This is a genomic window from Vibrio sp. 2134-1 (assembly GCF_033339495.1).
This window is the reverse complement of the sequence record NZ_JAWOUS010000012.1, coordinates 123,035-139,640: the sequence shown is the minus strand read 5'-3', so window position 1 is coordinate 139,640 and position 16,606 is coordinate 123,035. Positions and strand designations below refer to the sequence as shown.

Below are 16,606 nucleotides of genomic sequence, written 5' to 3'. Positions count from 1 at the left end.
GTTTAACGATATTAAAAGCGAACTTCGACTTCTACGCCTTCAATCCAACGGCTTTTTTCTAGAGCTTCATCAAAACTCAGCGTCACCTTCAAATACGCAGGTTGACCTTCGAATGGGCTTTGCAGTTCAGAAGGCAATTTGTTCACAACCTCAACTGGCTTCGATACCGTCGCTCTAAACTTTCGACCATCAGGAAATACAACTTTCGCTTTAGTATCCATCTTACTGTATTGGAGATATTTAGGGTTTAAGAAAGCGGTTATCTCCGGCGTAACATTGCGAGCGATCGTAAGTAAGGGAGTATTTTCAGAGACATTTTGCCCTTCGTGTACATGAACATCGAGCACTCGCCCTTTCATAGGAGAACGAAAAGTTAAATTTTCTTGTTGCGCGCGTTTGACTACCAATTCACGCATTAATGATCGGTACTCTTGAGTTACCGGACCAGCAAGCTCCAGTTCTTCTAAATCGCGCATCGCATCTACGTAAGCAATTTTTTGACTACTCAATTGATTACTCAAAGAGTTATTTACACTAACAATTGCAGCATAATCGACCTCTGAAACCTGTCCCTTTTTTCTATACACGTCATATTTTTTTTGAATTTCTTGTACTTTTTTCAAGCCCTCTTCAGAACTTGCAATCGCATTTTTATACAGTTCATCCGTACTCTGAACCTGATTTTTAGACAATTTAATCAACTCTTCTTTTATAAAATCAATCTCCTTGTTCAGAGCATTGTCTTTTAACAGCAAGAGCGCTTGGTCCTGAGCTACTTCCGTACCAACATTGAGCGGAATAGGGCCAACAATCGCTGAGCGAGTTGCGGTTACCGTTAATGGGTAAGAAGTAATTATCGCTGGCGCTGTCACTAACACCTGAGTTCGAAACAAGTAATATGCCATGAACAAGAGTGGACTGACTACAATGGCTAAAATCAGGTACCAACGAAGACGATAGCCGCCACGTTTTGCCTGTCCATAGACGACTTTCATACCGCTCTCAGACTGCGGTTTGTTTTTCTTATCTAAGTGAAAGTTAACTTTCATACTAAAACTTTTTACCTCGCTTCAATACCCACCAAGGTGCCATACTTGATTCTTCATGACTTCTCCTCACAACCTCGTTAACCATTGAGAAAGCGGTAATCAAACGCATGAAAAACTGGTAGACAGGGTAAAGAAATAACCATTTCGCTGACTTCAGATCCTCTTTTTTTCTCTCTGATACAAGCCCAATGTAGACAACAAAAATCAGAGCAGATAAGAAGAGGTAGACAAAATAGAGCATTAGCATCAACGCCAATACAAATTTAAGTGGATAGACAATCACCATGTACACGCTAAATATCACCACAAGCAGCGGCAATAAAACGTTTTGAATCACGCCATAAGCCAAAGTGAATAAGAAGTTTCCCCAACCAAGTAACCGTGGAGACAACCCTTCATTGTGTTTACGCAAAAACAAAAACAATAAATCGCCATCCCAACGCAACCGCTGCAATACCAAACCTTTCAACGTATCTGGTACATCAGTATGGCCGATGGAGTGCGTCGAAAAGGCCAATTTATTATCAGGGTAACGACGTTTGTATTGCTTCAAGCGCATGGTTAAGTCGAGATCTTCTGCGGTATGCGTATCCCAGCCCCCCACTTGCTTAAGCAGGTTCTTCCGAAACGCTCCGAAGGCGCCAGAAATGTTATTGAGCACTCCCCACGTCGCCATCCCCGTTTTACCGGCTTGCATCGACAGCATGTACTCCAAGGATTGCATTTTGGTCAACAAGTTGGCGTTATGGTTGCGAACTCTTAACGCACCACCGCTCGCAATCACATTTTTATCCGCAAACTGTTTCATCATGGTGAAGACCATGTCGTTATCGAATGACGTATCTCCATCCACGTTAATGACGATTTCACCACTAGCCATTGATAAGCCGGCATTCAGTGTTGAGACCCTGCCTCCTCGTTGCCATTTTGGCAACACGCGCACTTTACGATTACGAACGCCTGCATGCCTTTTCTCACCATTTAACGCGGCTTGATAGGTATCTTGGTTTTGTACCGCCCCATCAACCACAGCAAGTACTTCAATATGACCTGGGTAAACTTGCTCAACTAACGTATCGATAGTGATCCCAATCGCATCACCTTCACCATAACAAGTAATAACGAAACTCACTGAAGGAAACCGCTTTAATTCTCGGTCTTCTTGCGCATATGACCAACGAAATATCCCTGTTAGCACCAGCAAATATAGAGGTAGCTCGATAATGATCATGACGGGAAACAGTAATAGCCATAACTCTTCATTGTGAAGTAGCATGCCTCGAAGATAGTCGAGCAGAACGAGACTATCTTGCAGCATAAATCTCACCCATCAGCGATTCCATCCAAACAGAAACACCGTCTTCAATGATCGGATCGGGCAGGTCCCAAGCAAAGGCATCCAACTCAAACTCTTCGTCTTCAACTAGTTCACCCAGATCCGATAATTTTTGCTGTAAAATGGACAGGCTCGCGTTGGTCGTATTTGGCATTAGGACAAGCAAAACATCCTGTTTGTACTGACAACAGATATCGGTATCTCTAAACAAGCCGCTAAGACGACGCGTCAGTTGATCCATCAATGAGAACAATCTTGCATCGCCATATTGCTTACCGTATTCATCGATCGTCGGTAAATGCAGTCCAAGTAGAAGGTGCTGTTCTTTGTGTCTCAGCGCGACTTTATTTAACCATGCAAGCAAATTTTGGAAAAAGCTGACTTCCACTTTGCCTTTGATCGAGAGTTCAGGAGCTTGAATGGACTTACCGTGTTGGAAAATGTATTCACCCACTTCACCAAGTCGATATTGGTAAATTTTACGGACAACAAGCTCTTCAACCTTGATCTTTGAGTCACAACTTAAACATTGACTGATCGTCGCCGCTTCAACAAATAAACTGGAGCAACTATTACAAACGTGGTTTTCAAGCGGGCGATCATAATCAACGCCGATATGGCGCAGCTGAGTCAAACATTTGGGGCACTCGAGCTTTCCACGGCGCTGAAAGCTGTGTTGTTCACCAACATGGCCACAAGTGAAGCAGTGCAAAGAGCTTTGAGAGTCGATATCGATGCTGCTGCAATCCGGGCACACCTCTACATAATTCAAGTGCCCGCTATTACATTGAGAACAAACACGAATTCTGTCGATCAGTACTTCTGCTTCTAATACTCCGCGACCTTGCTCTGAGAGTACGTATCGATAAGTCGAATAAATATCAGGAAAGAACATATCGATAATTGGATACGAATAAACCGACATAGACTCTAAGCTTTTTAAAGCAGTCACTCTTCGCTGACGATTGACCCCAAGCCAACCAATCAAAGGGTCTAACACTTCCGGTTCATCAATGGCATCGAGCTTATTTTGAATAGATCGCCAAATTTTTATTGATTCTCTAACTTCAAATACACCGTCGGTAACGCATCGAGAATAAGGGGTTTCCACGGAGACATAAACCGCCCAAGACCAACGTCCTTTCTCCTGATAAAACGCTTTCAGCGCGGTATCTATTTGGTGTGAATCTTGATAAGCAATACACACCATGCCACCGAGTCCCGTTGCCACCTCATCAATATGATTAACCAAAACCATATCTTCAGCTAACTCACTGACAGGCTGTTCACCAACCCAGTAGAAATTGTTATTTATTGACGACATTTTATTAGTTCTCACAACCACAAAATTAATTCATAACATCAGAAATATAGAACTTGCAGTAACAAGGCACTCTAGGTAGACAAACCTTGCCACCGTTAAATACAACAATAGAACAAATATTTAGAGAGCTTTAACTCAGGCAGTAAAAGCAGAAAGATCTCTGAATAAAGTGTGAAGGAGTCTGTGAGTAGAGAAATCGGACAGCAAAGCGCATAGTACAACCTTTTGTTAGCAAGCTGGGATAATAGTGCGATTTGATGCAGAATTAGATCCTTGCATTCACATAAAGCTCATTGTTTTATATCAGTCGATTCCTTTCTGCTCAGCATTTAACCATACCGTCATGTATCAAATCTGAGACTTGGTAATACTTTACCAACTAATTTCCATTAAAATTGAGTGGCAAAACACTGAATAACATTCAATCATTCTGATTATTTATCAAATAAGTATTTTTAAGCCGTTTGAGTGATTAATAATCACCATTTTTCTCGCTGTTTTTTCCGAAAGAACACGTAACACATTCAAACTACAGAATGAATCTACGTCACTTTTCTATGCTCTTTTTTGTTCAAAAAATAAATGAGATCCAGTTCAAATATTTATCCATGACGGAATTAGTTGAAGCCTGCGCGTAAAAGCCTCAGAATGTCGCACTTTTCGCACCGATTTATTTTCGGCGCGTTGTTATCTAACTCTACAATTGAGAATCATACATATGGGTTTTACCTCGTTAGGTCTATCTGCTCCAATCCTTAAAGCTATTCAAGAGAAAGGCTACGACACCCCTTCGCCAATTCAGGCAAAAGCAATTCCTGCTATTTTGGAAGGGAAAGACGTAATGGCAGCAGCGCAGACTGGTACAGGTAAAACCGCAGGCTTTACGCTACCGATTCTTGAGCGTTTATCGAACGGCCCTCGCGTTCGTGCTAACCAAGTTCGTGCACTTATCCTGACGCCAACGCGTGAACTTGCGGCTCAGGTGCAAGAAAACGTGTTTATGTACAGCCGTCACCTTCCACTAAACAGTGCAGTTGTTTTTGGTGGTGTGAAGATCAACCCGCAAATGCAGCGTCTTCGCAAAGGTGCGGATGTGTTGGTCGCGACACCAGGGCGCCTGATGGATTTGTACAACCAAAATGCAGTGAAATTCGACCAACTGGAAGTGCTAGTGCTGGATGAAGCAGACCGTATGTTGGATATGGGCTTTATCCGTGACATTCGTAAGATCCTAGCTCTGCTACCAAAACAGCGTCAGAACCTACTTTTCTCGGCAACTTTCTCGGATGAAATCCGCGACCTTGCGAAAGGCTTGGTGAACAACCCGGTTGAGATTTCAGTGAACCCGGCGAACTCGACGGCGAGAACGGTTGAGCAAAGCATCTACCCTGCAGACGTGAAGAAAAAAGCACCGATGTTGGTTAAATTGATCAAAGACGGCGATTGGAAGCAAGTGCTGGTGTTTACGAAAACGAAACACGGCGCAAACCGTCTGGCGAAGTTCCTGATCGAACAAAATCTACCGGCTGCTGCCATCCACGGCAACAAGAGCCAAGGCGCACGTACCAAAGCACTGGCGGATTTCAAATCGGGTGAAATTCGTGTGTTGGTCGCGACGGACATTGCTGCGCGCGGTATCGATATTCCGCAATTACCGCAAGTGGTGAACTTTGAGCTACCGAAAGTGGCAGAAGACTACGTTCACCGTATTGGTCGTACTGGCCGCGCGGGCGAAGTAGGTAAAGCGATTTCACTGGTGTGTGCGCTAGAAGCATCTGAGTTGTTTGCGATTGAACGTTTGATTCAAGAAGTACTACCACGTAAAGAGTTGGAAGGTTTTGCGCCAACCAATGTGGTGCCAGAATCTAAACTGGATACTCGCCCAATCAAACCGAAAAAACCTAAGAAGCCGAAAAAACCAAAAGCGCCAAATGCTGCAAGTGAAAACGCCCCAGCAACCAATAAGAAAGCAGGCAATGGTGCAAACAAACCTAAGCGTCGCTTCAACGGTGGTAACAACGGCAACAAAAACAGCACCAACCAAGGCGGTGTGGGTAAGCCTAAAGGTAACCGTGAAGGCCAAGGTCGTGCACACAGCAAACCAGATGACCGTAAACCTAACGGCAACAAGCCAAATGGCAATAAACCGAGTGGAAATAAACCAAACGGTAATAAGAGTGGCAACGCTGGTAAACCGTCTGGTAACCGCAAGCCAAACAATGCTAAGCCTGCAGGAAACAAACCGTCAGGTCAGCGCCGTAAACCTCGTCCGCAGGCTGCAAACTAATCTGTAAACGGCCACCGATAGCAAATACAACAAAGCCGCTGATAATCTCAGCGGCTTTTTTTCTTAAAACACAGTTTTTTAGAATACAGCTTTGTTAAAACAGTCTACATTAAAGGTGTGATTCGAATATCTGCGATTTGCGCTTCGTTCTTTTCACCCTCAATACCACCAGCGTAGATGTAGGTTTCATTCGATTTGAGGTAACTCATATTGAAGTGGTCCTTCAGCGCGATCTGATAGGTTTTTCCCTGCTCCAACGCTACTTCAATTGGCGTTGAGTAACGCATACCTTGGTTTTCACCAATATGGCCCATCTGCAAGTAACCTTGGCCAACCACCTTACCTGCATCATCCAATACCTCTAACAATTTCACGGTGTTCGTGATGCCAGTATTAAGTTGCCCTAGGTTATTGTTGTACCAAGCATCGAACTGGTAAGTGCCCGTTACAGGGGCTGTAAACGACTCTGCACCTTTTACGATGCCACTGTCTTTACTCACCGTAACCACTGAGACATTATCTTTGAGTGGCTGATATTCGCCATCGAGTTTGATGCGGATCTCTTCACCGACACAAACTGGTTGGCTTGGGTTAGAACGGAAGCCTTTATCGTTAATGCTTTCAGCCAAATAACAAGCAAAACCTGTTGGCGTATCGGAATAAGATTGAGCAATCACGTTCTTTTGAATCAGCTCGCCATTGCGATACAAGTTCACGTTGTACTTACTCGTCACGTCAATCGAAACCGAATTATCAACGCTTTTTACCACCAATGTTGGCTCTTGCGGAGAATAAACGCGACTATCTTCACTTGCGTACGGTTTCACACCAGAAACTAAAGTAATGCTGCTATCTACATTCACAAGCGCGCCCAATGTCACGTGGAAATGCCCCTCATCGTCCATCGTGACATTTTCAACTGGGTAGTAACCTGTGTCATCTTTGCTTACTTCAGGCAAGTCAATCGTTACCGAGTAGTTCTTTCCTTTGAAGGCAAAGTTTTCCAACGTAATTTGTTCAGACTGAGCCAACAAGTTATTGCGCACCCAACTTGTGATAAACGGCTTCACTTCCAACTTACCCGTTTCGGTATGGATGCCGAATAGGGTCTCTACCACCATGTTCAAGTAGCCACCCACAGACCAAAGCTGACGCTGAGAGTTAATCACTGGGCCATCAAAGCTCGGATCTTCGCCATGATCACTATGGATGATGAATGACTTACCAGAAAGCCACTCTAAGTTCTCCATGTTGGATAAGTTGGTTGCCGTACCACGAACCAACGATTGAATGGCATTGTTCGCTGCTGCCACGTTTTGTGTTTGATGCGCGGCGCGCAAGCTGTACGCGGTAACAAATGGCCAAATTGCGCGGTTATGGTACACAGGCACGTCTGGTTGTTGAGGGAAATAAACCGGCACGCCAAACTCACTGTGTGGGTAATTGGCCATGATTTGTTTCGCCTGCGCATCACTTGCCACACCACTGATGATCGCAAGTGCTTCGCCCAACATGTCATATTTGTCGACCGCGATGTCTTTGCCATTATCAAACAAATAACTTACGTACATACCGCGTTCGGCATTCCAAAACTGCTCGTTGATAGCGGTTTTTAGCTGTGCAGCCCACTCGGTGTATTTGACCGCATTGGTTGAATCGTACTTCTCTGCCAACTTAGCCGCGAGCTGAATCGCGCGGTAGTGAACCACGTTTGTCGATAACGCTTTACTGCTACCAATCGCATTGACATCGTTTGGCGTCCACGTTGAATACGTTTGCTCACGCCAATCGAGGAAGGATTGCTCACCAGTGTATAAACCAGATTTCGCATCAAAAGCCGCCAGGCGATCGGCTTCAAGTGTATTACTGATAGCTTTATATGCGCGCTCAGCAAACTGGTTGTACTCTTCCCCATCCAATGCCGAAAGTAAGCGTTCTGCACCAAGCGCCCAAGTCGTGCGGTCGGTACTGATTGGCCAGCTGCCGCCAGTGCCCGTATCTTGCACAATCTGCTCGCCATCGTATTGCTGATCGGTCGTATCGCGGAAAGCGGACAATTTGAAATTCAAACCATTTTGCACCCGAGTTGGATTCATCAATGCAAGCGAAAGGTCTGCTGCGTACGCCAAATCACGCGTCCATACGTAATGCCACTTCGCGCCCGTCTCAAAAACTTCCGCTTTGATTGGGTTGTTGTAGTTGTAATTGCCGTCTTTGATTTCAGAAACGGCAAGCTGGTCTAGCTCTTTCATCGTCAACGCAAACAACGCATCAAACGCGACATCGCCCGACACCACTCGCGGCCCTGTTTGTTCATTAATCACTAAGCCTTGGTCGAGCGCATCACGCAATTCTGTCGTCGTTGAAATACCAAATTCACGCAGCTCAGCTTTAGGATCTTTCACCGAAAAAATCACGGTATCACTCGAGTCATCGTAATTGGCGAACAGTTTCACTTCTTTATTCTGATGCCCTTCATGCACCATTGCAGGGTCGAGAATCGCATCAGAGTAGTATTTTTCCGCTTCTTCTTGCGTTGCTTTCGTCACAGTCATTGTCGCGCGACTTTCATCGGCAAAGCTCACAGAAAACTTGTAATACCCTTTGTCTTCAAACGTGATCTCAGAGTTGCAATCATCGTTCATACACGCTTCATTCGTGTCCGGTTTTGGCAGGTACTCTTGAGCTTTATCGAACGCCGCGGGCTCCTCAAAATAGGTGTATTGGATCTGCCAACCCGGATCAGCAATCTTGAACTGATTGCTACCTCGAGCGACGCGCAGTACGGTTTCGTACTCGTTATTACCCAAATAGTTTAGCTTGGCATGCTCTGCCGTGCCCCAATCCCCATTTAAACCACGTAAATATAAGTCGGCTGAAATAATTGGTTTGTCGACCGGCACAGGCGCATCAGAGGAATCTGACCCACATCCAGCAAGACCAATATAAGACGCGACAGCAAGCGCAATAAAACTCGGTTTCATGTTCATCCCTTAGATTGTTGTTTTGGCGACAGTCTAAAGAACACCCTTTTGATGGGAAAATAGGAAGTCAGGAGCGAGCTATAGATAACATCTATACGTCAAACCCTAACAGTGATGTAGATCTATGAAATGCGCATAATTTCAATCAAATGAGATTACAGATTTGTGATTTATAAATGAAATTGTGCAAAATACCCCTCGTTCTTAGAGGGGAAAGAAAATGGACAAATCTCTGCAGCAATTTTTACTGGTTGCACGCTGCCAAAGCATCAGTGCTGCGGCAAGAATGGCAGGGTTAAGCCAGCCAACGGTAACAAGCAATTTAAAGAAGCTGGAAGAGAATCTCGGCGTGACGCTGTTTGAACGTCATCCTAATGGCATGGTGTTGACCGAATACGGACGCATCCTCTATCGCCATAGCAACGCGATGCAGCATGAATACAACCAAATGATGCAAAGCATTGATGAACGGAAACAGTACCAAGTCGGAAAAATTAAAATGGGTACTGGCGATGCGTGGTGGCCGCTGTTCGTCAAACAAGCACTCAATGACCATCTGACCAAGCAACCATCGGCATCTACGCACGTCGAATTTGGCAACCACTTAGGCTTGATGGATTCATTAATCAACGAACAGATTGAATTCTTCATCGGCCACGAGATTGTCGGCTTGTCGTCTAAATGCGATGTTACGTTTATTCCACTATTTCAAACGGTTGATGCCTATTTTGTTTCCCCAAGCCACCCACTTCTAGGGAAAGCCGTCACCGAAGAGATGCTGCACGAATACCCCGCTCTTTCGGTCACTTATGACGCTAAGAAATTCGCTCACGTCATCGATAACCCAATCCCGAAACAAAATGAACGCGAAAGGCAGCAACTGGATGACAGACCGACTTACGAAGTGGATTCTCTGCTCGCCAGCATTGATGTACTGAAAGAAAGCGTCGCGGTGATGTCTTATACTCGCCATCTGCAACCGTATTTGGAATCCTTTGGCTTACGATGCTTAACCATGGAAAAAGAACCAAACCCTGGCACCGTCGGGATTTATCGCCACCGCAGAGAAACCTCTGAATCGCATCTAGAGCTGATTGCTGGCATCACTCAGCGCGCTAAATTGCTCAACTAGAAAGTCCAAAAACAGGCGAACTCTTTTCGGTTGATATTGACGGCTTTGATAAATGACATGCAGATCCGCTTCAGCGCCTTGCGAGAAGGCGCTGAAGTTTTTCATATACCCATCCAAAACCGTTACTAAACGTTGCTGTTTGAGGTCTTGCTGAATATCTAAAATCGATTTCAACGCAATCCCCGCCCCCTCCAACGCCCATTGTCGAATCACTTCACCATCATCAGAAAAGCGCTTTGGCGTGACCATGATCGTTTGGTGAGACTCTTCATCTTTAAAGTGCCACGTTTTTAATTCTTCATTGCTACGCACCATGGCTAAGCAGCGATGATCCGCGAGATCTTGTGGACAGTTTGGGACACCTTGCTTCCCCAAATAATCAGGTGACGCACACAGCACACGTTGACTCGATGCCAGCTTGCGCGAAATGAGATTACTGTCCGCTAACTCGCCGTAACGAATCACCAAATCGAGCCCCGATTCAGCCAAGTTCGATAAATTGTCATTAAGATAAAGATAAGGCGTCATATCCGGATATTGCTCAGAAAAAGCCGACACCATCGGCGAAATAATTTGTTTGCCAATATCTCGTGGAGCTGAAATTTTCAACGTTCCGCGCACTTCCGAAATACCCGTTTGCAGCAAGTTTTCCGTCTCTTTCACACTATCAATGATGTTCAGACAAGCTTGATGGTACATTGCCCCTGCGTCCGTGAGTGATACGTGGCGTGTGCTTCGGTTGAGCAGCTTTACGCCATAGCGTTCTTCTATCGCTTGCAGCCTTGCCGTTACCGTCGCCGGAGACAAACCTAACTCCCTTCCCGCCGCTGCCAGACCTTGATGTTTAACGATGCTGACAAACAACGTCATATCCGAAAACTTATCCACCTTCGCGCCCTTATTATTTGGAAAAACTGAATAATCAATTCAGATATTACCCAATTATCAAATTAAGTCGAATCCATATACTGACCCTATCGACATTGTTTAGACCCAGAACGTTATGTGACAGGGCAAAGTTAAACGCCGTCACGCTGTATTCGGCGTCACTGTGTTCAACGCACAACAACACGCCCTGCCCAGCCAAGAGATAGGAAACAAAAAATGAAACTGTACATTTATGAACATTGCCCCTTTAGCGCCCGCGTCCGTTTTGTTGCAGGCATGCTGAATATTCAGCTCGACGTCATCAACATTGCTTATGACGACGAGAGCACTACCACAAACATCATCGGCGCAAAACAAGTTCCTCTTTTGATCAAAGACGATGGCGAAGCGATGGCGGAAAGCTTAGACATCATCAACTACTTCCTTGAATTGGCATCTTCCAATGAAAGCAGCCAACCCTCAGCACCGGTTTTAGACTGGCAAAAACAGGCGTTTTTACCGCTACAAAAAGTCGGGTATCCGCGTTGGTCAAACATGACGTTACCAGAATTTGCAACAGAAACAGCTAAACAAGCATGGCGTGCAAAAAAAGAAACCGAAGCGTTAAATTTTGAAGCCTTGATTAACGATACACCTGCGATTGCGAAAGAAGTCGCCGCTTTGATAGAACAAACCAAACCCTTGCTCAACCTAAGTTCAGAAAAGCAAACGTCACTGGTTGATCAAGCCATTATGTTTTCCATTCTACGCGGCTTTTTCAGTGCGCCCGAAGTACAATGGGATCCAGCCGTACTTCACTGGATGGCAACCGCTCGTAAAGCGACCAACGTGCCAGTGCTTATCTAAGGAGCGCATCATGAAACAAAGAACAAATAAGCTGTTTGAACCAGCTCAACTGAAAGCGTTGTCACTACAAAACCGCATTGTCATGGCACCAATGACCCGCGCACGCACCACTCAGCCGGGCAACATCCCGAATGAGATGATGGCAACGTATTATCAACAGCGCGCTTCTGCCGGGCTGATCATTTCCGAAGCCACACAAATTTCGGACGATTCTCAAGGCTATTCGTTCACCCCTGGCGTTTACACCGATGCGCAAGTGGCGGGCTGGCAAGGTGTGACCCAAGCGGTCAAATCACAAGGCGCAGCGATGTTTTGTCAGCTATGGCATGTGGGCAGAGTGTCTCACCCAACATTCCAAAATGGTGAACAGCCTATCGCGCCATCTGCGCTCGCTCCGGTAGAGACGCAAGTTTGGATTGCAGATGAACAAGGCAACGGCAATATGGTCGATTGTGTTGAGCCACGCGCCATGACACAAGCGGATATCAACCGAGTTGTCGGTGATTTCGCGAACGCAGCCAAACGCGCCATTGAATCGGGTTTTGATGGTGTAGAAATCCACGGCGGGAATGGGTATCTGATCGATCAGTTCTTAAGAACCAACTCAAACCATCGAACAGACAACTACGGCGGTTCACGAGAAAATCGTATCCGTTTTCTTATCGAAGTAGTGGAGGCAGTTATCGCCGCTGTTGGAGCGCATCGAGTTGGAGTGAGACTGGCACCATTCATTACGTTTAAAGATATGGACTGCCCAGATATCGTGCCAACAATCTTGGAAGCATCAAAGCAACTACAGGAGCGCGACATTGCCTACTTGCACTTGTCCGAGGCCGATTGGGCCGATGCACCAACCATTCCAGAGACGTTTCGAGTCGAACTTAGAAAGCGCTTTCGCAACGCTATCATTGTTGCAGGTCGCTACGATCCTCAACGAGCAAACGAAGTGTTAGAGAAAGGCTACGCGGATCTTGTCGCATTCGGACGACCATTCGTAGCAAACCCAGACTTGGTCTCTCGATTGCAACATCACCATCCGTTGGCAGAACTCGATGGCTCAACGTTGTTTGGCGGAAACGAACGAGGCTACACCGATTACCCTGCTCTGCAACAGGAATGCGCAGAACAGGCCTAACAAAAAAGCCCCAACCTAGCAGCTACGGTTGGGGCTGTCACCAAACTAAAATTGGTTTTAGCTAGCTTAATCTGGCTAAGAGTTAAATCACTTCTAACGCGCCGCAGCGCCAAGGTTCGATAACGACTTTGATGTGGTCATTTGGCGTCATTAACTGTCTAAACGCGTCTTCGACACCGTCGATTCCCACTTTGGCGGTGAGCATTTTCTGCCAAGGCAACTTGTGTTCGGCAATCGCTTGTAGGCATTGCTCAAACTCGTGCGGTTGGTAGTAGTAAGAGAATCTCAAGTCGAGCTCTTTTACCGTCGCGTACGCGTAGTTAATGATTGCGGGTGTCGTATGGATACCCGAGATGACGATTCGCGCTCGGGCAGGGGCGCGGCGCATAAAATCGTCAATCAAGGTATGCTTGCCCACACACTCGTAAATGACCAGACGTGAGTTCATCGCGTACTGCTCACCAACGGCGATCTCGTCTTCCTTGGTCGAGTTGATCAATCGATTTGCGCCAAACTCGCTGGCAAGTTGCAGCTTTTCTTCCTGAAGATCGACCGCAAGAATATTGCTGACGCCACGTTGTTTCAGTGCAGCAATCACAGCCAGCCCTATAGGACCGCAACCGACAACCAGCGCGGTTTCTTCCGTTTCGATTTCACTGCGGTTGACCGCGTGCAAACCGACCGCTAGTGGTTCGGTTAATGCCGCCGCCTCAGACGGCATTCCGTCTGGCACAGGTAGCAATAACGCTTCATCAAGCAGAAAGTACTCAGAGTAAGCGCCATAAGTACCCGGAGTAACACCAACGCCCGCGCCATTTTGACTAAGCAACATCGGCACAGAGGTGACTCGGCTACCAACGGACAACGTTTGCTGCGTACCGGCGCCGTATTCGACAATTTCCGCGCAGAACTCATGCCCCAACATCACTTGAGCGTGCTCACCGGCTTCATCAGGCATCAACCCGAGCTGGTGGAATACATCAAATACCTCATCCGCGTGTCGAGTAATGTGAAGGTCGGAGCCACAAATGCCACAAGCTAGACTACGAACCAACACTTGTCCCGCTGCGGGTTTGGGGATTTCGACTTGCTTCAGGCGGACACTACCATTCTGCATTACGATACTGTTCATCTGTTGCATGGGGTTACTCCGCTAGCTCATCGCTTAGGCCAGCAATCGCACCCGGTTTGATGTAGCGCGCGGTGAAGCCTTGTGCTTTCGCTGTTGCAATAACAACTTGCTCAATCCAACCCGCATCCATGATGTTGATGAAGTTACCATCTTCGTCAAAGTTAATGTTTGCACCTTGGATCACCATAAATCCGTCGGCACCGCCTGAGCTTTCAGGGCAGTGGAAGGTATGAATCGAACCGCCCGGCTCATATAAGTAGCTACCAGCGGTTTGGACTTGGTCTGGATACTCGATGTAGTGCCAAGCGCCGCTCAGGGTATAGAAGTGCACCACACCAGTGTGGTAGTGCTTAGGCAGAGTGATACCCGGTTTGAATTTGGCGCGAACCACCCAAGTACCGTTTTCTGGGTCTAGAAACAACGGGTAAACATCAACACCCGGTAGCGCGTCTTTGATGATCGACTCTTCATTGGTATTAAGAGTTAATAGGAAATCTTGATGCTGAATAACTTCTGGTAATGACATAACTTACATCCTCGCTATTGCTGTAATGTGGCGTGCTCGCCTATCCCATAAGTGGGTACTTAAAATTCTCGAAACCGTCAGACGCACTGACGGTGCAGCCGTTGATACAGTTGGCTTTCTCGCTGACCAGAAACGCCACCACATCAGCAATCTCTTCTGGTTGTGTGAAGTTTTGACGCATCTGTTCTTTGCGGATGTGGTCCCACAGGCCAATCTCTTCGTATTGCCTTAACATCGGAGTATCAACGCGTCCCGGAGCGACAGCGCAAACACGAATACCCAATGGTGCGAGTTCTAATGCGGCGCATTTGGTCATCATATCGACTGCGGCTTTACTGACGTTGTAGGTAAAGGTCATCTCAGACGCCATTCGTGCGTAAACAGAAGAAGTATTGAGGATCACGCCCGGCGTGCCTTGCGCTTGGAATTGTCTTCCAGAGGCAAGAATGCCGTAGTAAACGCCATTTTGGTTGACCTTAGAGATCGGCTCAAAATCGGCAATTGGGTCGTGGTCAAGCAGAGGTTTCGGTGCACCGATGCCCGCGTTGTTGACCATGATGTCAAGCGAGCCAAACTGTTCAACCGCGCACTTCACCATAGCTTCAACTTGTTGGTAATCGGTGACGTCCGCGACAAAGGTTCCCAACTGCTTTGGGTCAAAACTTGTGTACATTTGCAATGATTGTTCTGAAATATCGACAGCAAGCACTTTGGCTCCTTGCTCTCTCAGCTTTGCAATGATGGCTTGGCCAATTCCACCAGCCGCCCCAGTCACAATGGCAGTTTTATTGATAAGTTCCATACAGCTTCTCATCCATGCGTTGTTGTTATCGAAATGTAACTTAGATCAACTCACTGGCACTCACTTGACCTTTTACGAAGTAAATTTGATATATTGCGATTTACAACCTGTTAACATTTTAAAATCGAGACATGTATATCGTACGAAGTGGCGCTGCTGATAAATTTGATAGCTTGGTTTCAGAATTAGGTCAGAATCCGCAAGAGATAATGGCCGCTGTTGGCCTGTCTGCGGCGCAGTTTCGCAATCCCGATACGTATCTCGCCTACCCTAGGCTGGCTGAATTGCTGGAGGAAGCGGCTGCTCGTTGTCAGCAACCGCTGTTTGGCGTGTTGCTCGCCGAGCGTCAAAACCTACAGAGCTTGGGAGACTTACCAATGCTGGTTTCCCGGGCGCAAACGGTCGGTGAAGCCTTGGCGCGGGTGAATGATTTTCTCTATCTGCATTCGTCAGGGGTCACTCTCAACATGACGCCACAAGATGATTGGGTACGGTTGTCGCTCAATATTGATGTGCACAGCGAACGAGGTATCGCGCAGTTGATGCAGCTCAGTGTGTCGCATCTGGCGATGTTTATTGCCAGTCTGCTTGATATTGAAGCAAGTCACTTCGCGCTACATTTGACTCAACACGCAACATTGGAAGTAGAAAAAAGCAAGTTTGCCCAGCAGAACAAACTGCGTTTCGGTGATAAGTTTGACGGTATCCTACTTAAAGCGACTCTGCTTAACGCTAAGAACCACCAAGATGAAGACGCACTAGAGCGCCATTTTCAACAGCACCTCAAAGAGCTGCAAACCCGTTACCCCAACAATCTCAGTGACCAAGCAGCAAACATGATTGGCCGTCTGCTCTCAACCGGAGAATGCAGCGTTGAGCGCGTTGCAAGAGCATTGGACCTGCATCCGAGAATGCTGCAAAACAAGCTGAAACAACAGGGCACAAATTATCGGCAGCTTTTACAACAAGTGCGTCAGGATTTCGCCGAACAGCGATTGCATGAGAATATTCAGAGTATTACCGATATCGCGTTGCAACTGGGCTATGCAGAAACTGCGGTATTCAGCCGTCATTTTCGTCGCTGGACGGGAAAATCGCCAAGGCAATGGCGACAAGAAAAAACTCAGTTACAAACGTTTAAGCCCATCAGTTAAAAGCATAAATA

13 protein-coding genes are annotated in these 16,606 nt (G+C 46.5%); 5 read left to right on the top strand and 8 right to left on the bottom strand.

Going from position 1 to position 16,606, the window contains the following annotated elements:
• Positions 1 to 11 precede the first annotated feature (11 nt).
• Genes R7R78_RS14790 through R7R78_RS14780 form a run of 3 tightly spaced genes read right to left on the bottom strand, consistent with a single transcriptional unit; the run spans position 12 to position 3,709 of the window.
• Complete coding sequence (locus R7R78_RS14790) at positions 12 to 1,049, bottom strand: HlyD family secretion protein (RefSeq protein WP_225473881.1); 1,038 nt, start codon at positions 1,047 to 1,049, stop codon at positions 12 to 14.
• 1 nt (position 1,050) lies between these two features.
• Entirely contained in the window at positions 1,051 to 2,367 is a 1,317-nt protein-coding gene (locus R7R78_RS14785) for a glycosyltransferase family 2 protein (protein ID WP_213963647.1), read from the bottom strand.
• Positions 2,354 to 3,709: a diguanylate cyclase domain-containing protein gene (locus tag R7R78_RS14780; protein WP_225473879.1), complete on the bottom strand. Its 1,356-nt coding sequence runs from the start codon at positions 3,707 to 3,709 to the stop codon at positions 2,354 to 2,356. Before R7R78_RS14780 ends, R7R78_RS14785 begins: the two co-directional genes overlap by 14 nt.
• Before the next feature lie 718 nt (positions 3,710 to 4,427).
• Here R7R78_RS14780 and R7R78_RS14775 point away from each other — a divergent pair.
• Entirely contained in the window at positions 4,428 to 5,996 is a 1,569-nt protein-coding gene (locus R7R78_RS14775; RefSeq protein ID WP_225473877.1) for a DEAD/DEAH box helicase, read from the top strand.
• Between the two features lie 104 nt (positions 5,997 to 6,100).
• Here the strand turns inward: R7R78_RS14775 and R7R78_RS14770 are convergent, their stop codons facing one another.
• Entirely contained in the window at positions 6,101 to 8,980 is a 2,880-nt protein-coding gene (locus R7R78_RS14770; protein WP_225473876.1) for an amylo-alpha-1,6-glucosidase, read from the bottom strand.
• Positions 8,981 to 9,200: 220 nt separating this feature from the next.
• Here R7R78_RS14770 and R7R78_RS14765 point away from each other — a divergent pair, with 220 nt between their 5' ends.
• Positions 9,201 to 10,112 carry a LysR family transcriptional regulator gene (locus R7R78_RS14765; RefSeq protein WP_213866902.1) on the top strand — a complete coding sequence of 304 codons (912 nt, stop codon included), beginning with the start codon at positions 9,201 to 9,203 and terminating at the stop codon, positions 10,110 to 10,112.
• Here the strand turns inward: R7R78_RS14765 and R7R78_RS14760 are convergent.
• A complete protein-coding gene (locus R7R78_RS14760) occupies positions 10,065 to 11,000 on the bottom strand; it encodes a LysR family transcriptional regulator (protein WP_213866901.1) in 936 nt (311 codons plus the stop codon). The genes R7R78_RS14765 and R7R78_RS14760 overlap by 48 nt on opposite strands.
• Positions 11,001 to 11,216: 216 nt before the next feature.
• Here R7R78_RS14760 and grxB point away from each other — a divergent pair, with 216 nt between their 5' ends.
• Complete coding sequence (gene grxB, locus R7R78_RS14755) at positions 11,217 to 11,846, top strand: glutaredoxin 2 (RefSeq protein ID WP_029825713.1); 630 nt, start codon at positions 11,217 to 11,219, stop codon at positions 11,844 to 11,846.
• A 10-nt stretch (positions 11,847 to 11,856) separates the two neighbouring features.
• A complete protein-coding gene (locus R7R78_RS14750) occupies positions 11,857 to 12,981 on the top strand; it encodes an alkene reductase (protein ID WP_225473874.1) in 1,125 nt (374 codons plus the stop codon).
• Between the two features lie 82 nt (positions 12,982 to 13,063).
• Here the strand turns inward: R7R78_RS14750 and R7R78_RS14745 are convergent, their stop codons facing one another.
• From R7R78_RS14745 to R7R78_RS14735, 3 genes are read right to left on the bottom strand one after another with little or no spacing between them, the layout of a single operon-like run.
• Positions 13,064 to 14,122, bottom strand: coding sequence for a zinc-binding dehydrogenase (locus R7R78_RS14745; RefSeq protein ID WP_225473871.1), 1,059 nt, complete (start codon positions 14,120 to 14,122; stop codon positions 13,064 to 13,066).
• Positions 14,123 to 14,126: 4 nt separating this feature from the next.
• Positions 14,127 to 14,639 (bottom strand): 2,4'-dihydroxyacetophenone dioxygenase family protein, encoded by a 513-nt coding sequence (locus R7R78_RS14740; protein ID WP_025509742.1) that lies wholly within the window; start codon positions 14,637 to 14,639, stop codon positions 14,127 to 14,129.
• 40 nt (positions 14,640 to 14,679) lie between these two features.
• Positions 14,680 to 15,441, bottom strand: a complete 762-nt coding sequence (locus R7R78_RS14735) for an SDR family NAD(P)-dependent oxidoreductase (protein WP_225473869.1) — start codon at positions 15,439 to 15,441, stop codon at positions 14,680 to 14,682.
• Positions 15,442 to 15,572: 131 nt separating this feature from the next.
• On the opposite strand from R7R78_RS14735, the gene R7R78_RS14730 reads away from it, so the two are divergent.
• Positions 15,573 to 16,595: a helix-turn-helix domain-containing protein gene (locus R7R78_RS14730; RefSeq protein WP_054576148.1), complete on the top strand. Its 1,023-nt coding sequence runs from the start codon at positions 15,573 to 15,575 to the stop codon at positions 16,593 to 16,595.
• The last annotated feature ends 11 nt before the right edge of the window (positions 16,596 to 16,606 follow it).

Bases quoted from the DNA above. Each gene is read 5' to 3' on its own strand.
- R7R78_RS14750 (WP_225473874.1), top strand. From the start codon at position 11,857: ATGAAACAAAGAACAAATAAGCTGTTTGAACCAGCTCAACTGAAAGCG.
- R7R78_RS14790 (WP_225473881.1), bottom strand. From the start codon at position 1,049: ATGAAAGTTAACTTTCACTTAGATAAGAAAAACAAACCGCAGTCTGAG.
- R7R78_RS14745 (WP_225473871.1), bottom strand. From the start codon at position 14,122: ATGCAACAGATGAACAGTATCGTAATGCAGAATGGTAGTGTCCGCCTG.
- grxB (WP_029825713.1), top strand. From the start codon at position 11,217: ATGAAACTGTACATTTATGAACATTGCCCCTTTAGCGCCCGCGTCCGT.
- R7R78_RS14785 (WP_213963647.1), bottom strand. From the start codon at position 2,367: ATGCTGCAAGATAGTCTCGTTCTGCTCGACTATCTTCGAGGCATGCTA.
- R7R78_RS14775 (WP_225473877.1), top strand. From the start codon at position 4,428: ATGGGTTTTACCTCGTTAGGTCTATCTGCTCCAATCCTTAAAGCTATT.
- R7R78_RS14730 (WP_054576148.1), top strand. From the start codon at position 15,573: ATGTATATCGTACGAAGTGGCGCTGCTGATAAATTTGATAGCTTGGTT.
- R7R78_RS14765 (WP_213866902.1), top strand. From the start codon at position 9,201: ATGGACAAATCTCTGCAGCAATTTTTACTGGTTGCACGCTGCCAAAGC.
- R7R78_RS14740 (WP_025509742.1), bottom strand. From the start codon at position 14,639: ATGTCATTACCAGAAGTTATTCAGCATCAAGATTTCCTATTAACTCTT.
- R7R78_RS14770 (WP_225473876.1), bottom strand. From the start codon at position 8,980: ATGAAACCGAGTTTTATTGCGCTTGCTGTCGCGTCTTATATTGGTCTT.
- R7R78_RS14780 (WP_225473879.1), bottom strand. From the start codon at position 3,709: ATGTCGTCAATAAATAACAATTTCTACTGGGTTGGTGAACAGCCTGTC.
- R7R78_RS14735 (WP_225473869.1), bottom strand. From the start codon at position 15,441: ATGGAACTTATCAATAAAACTGCCATTGTGACTGGGGCGGCTGGTGGA.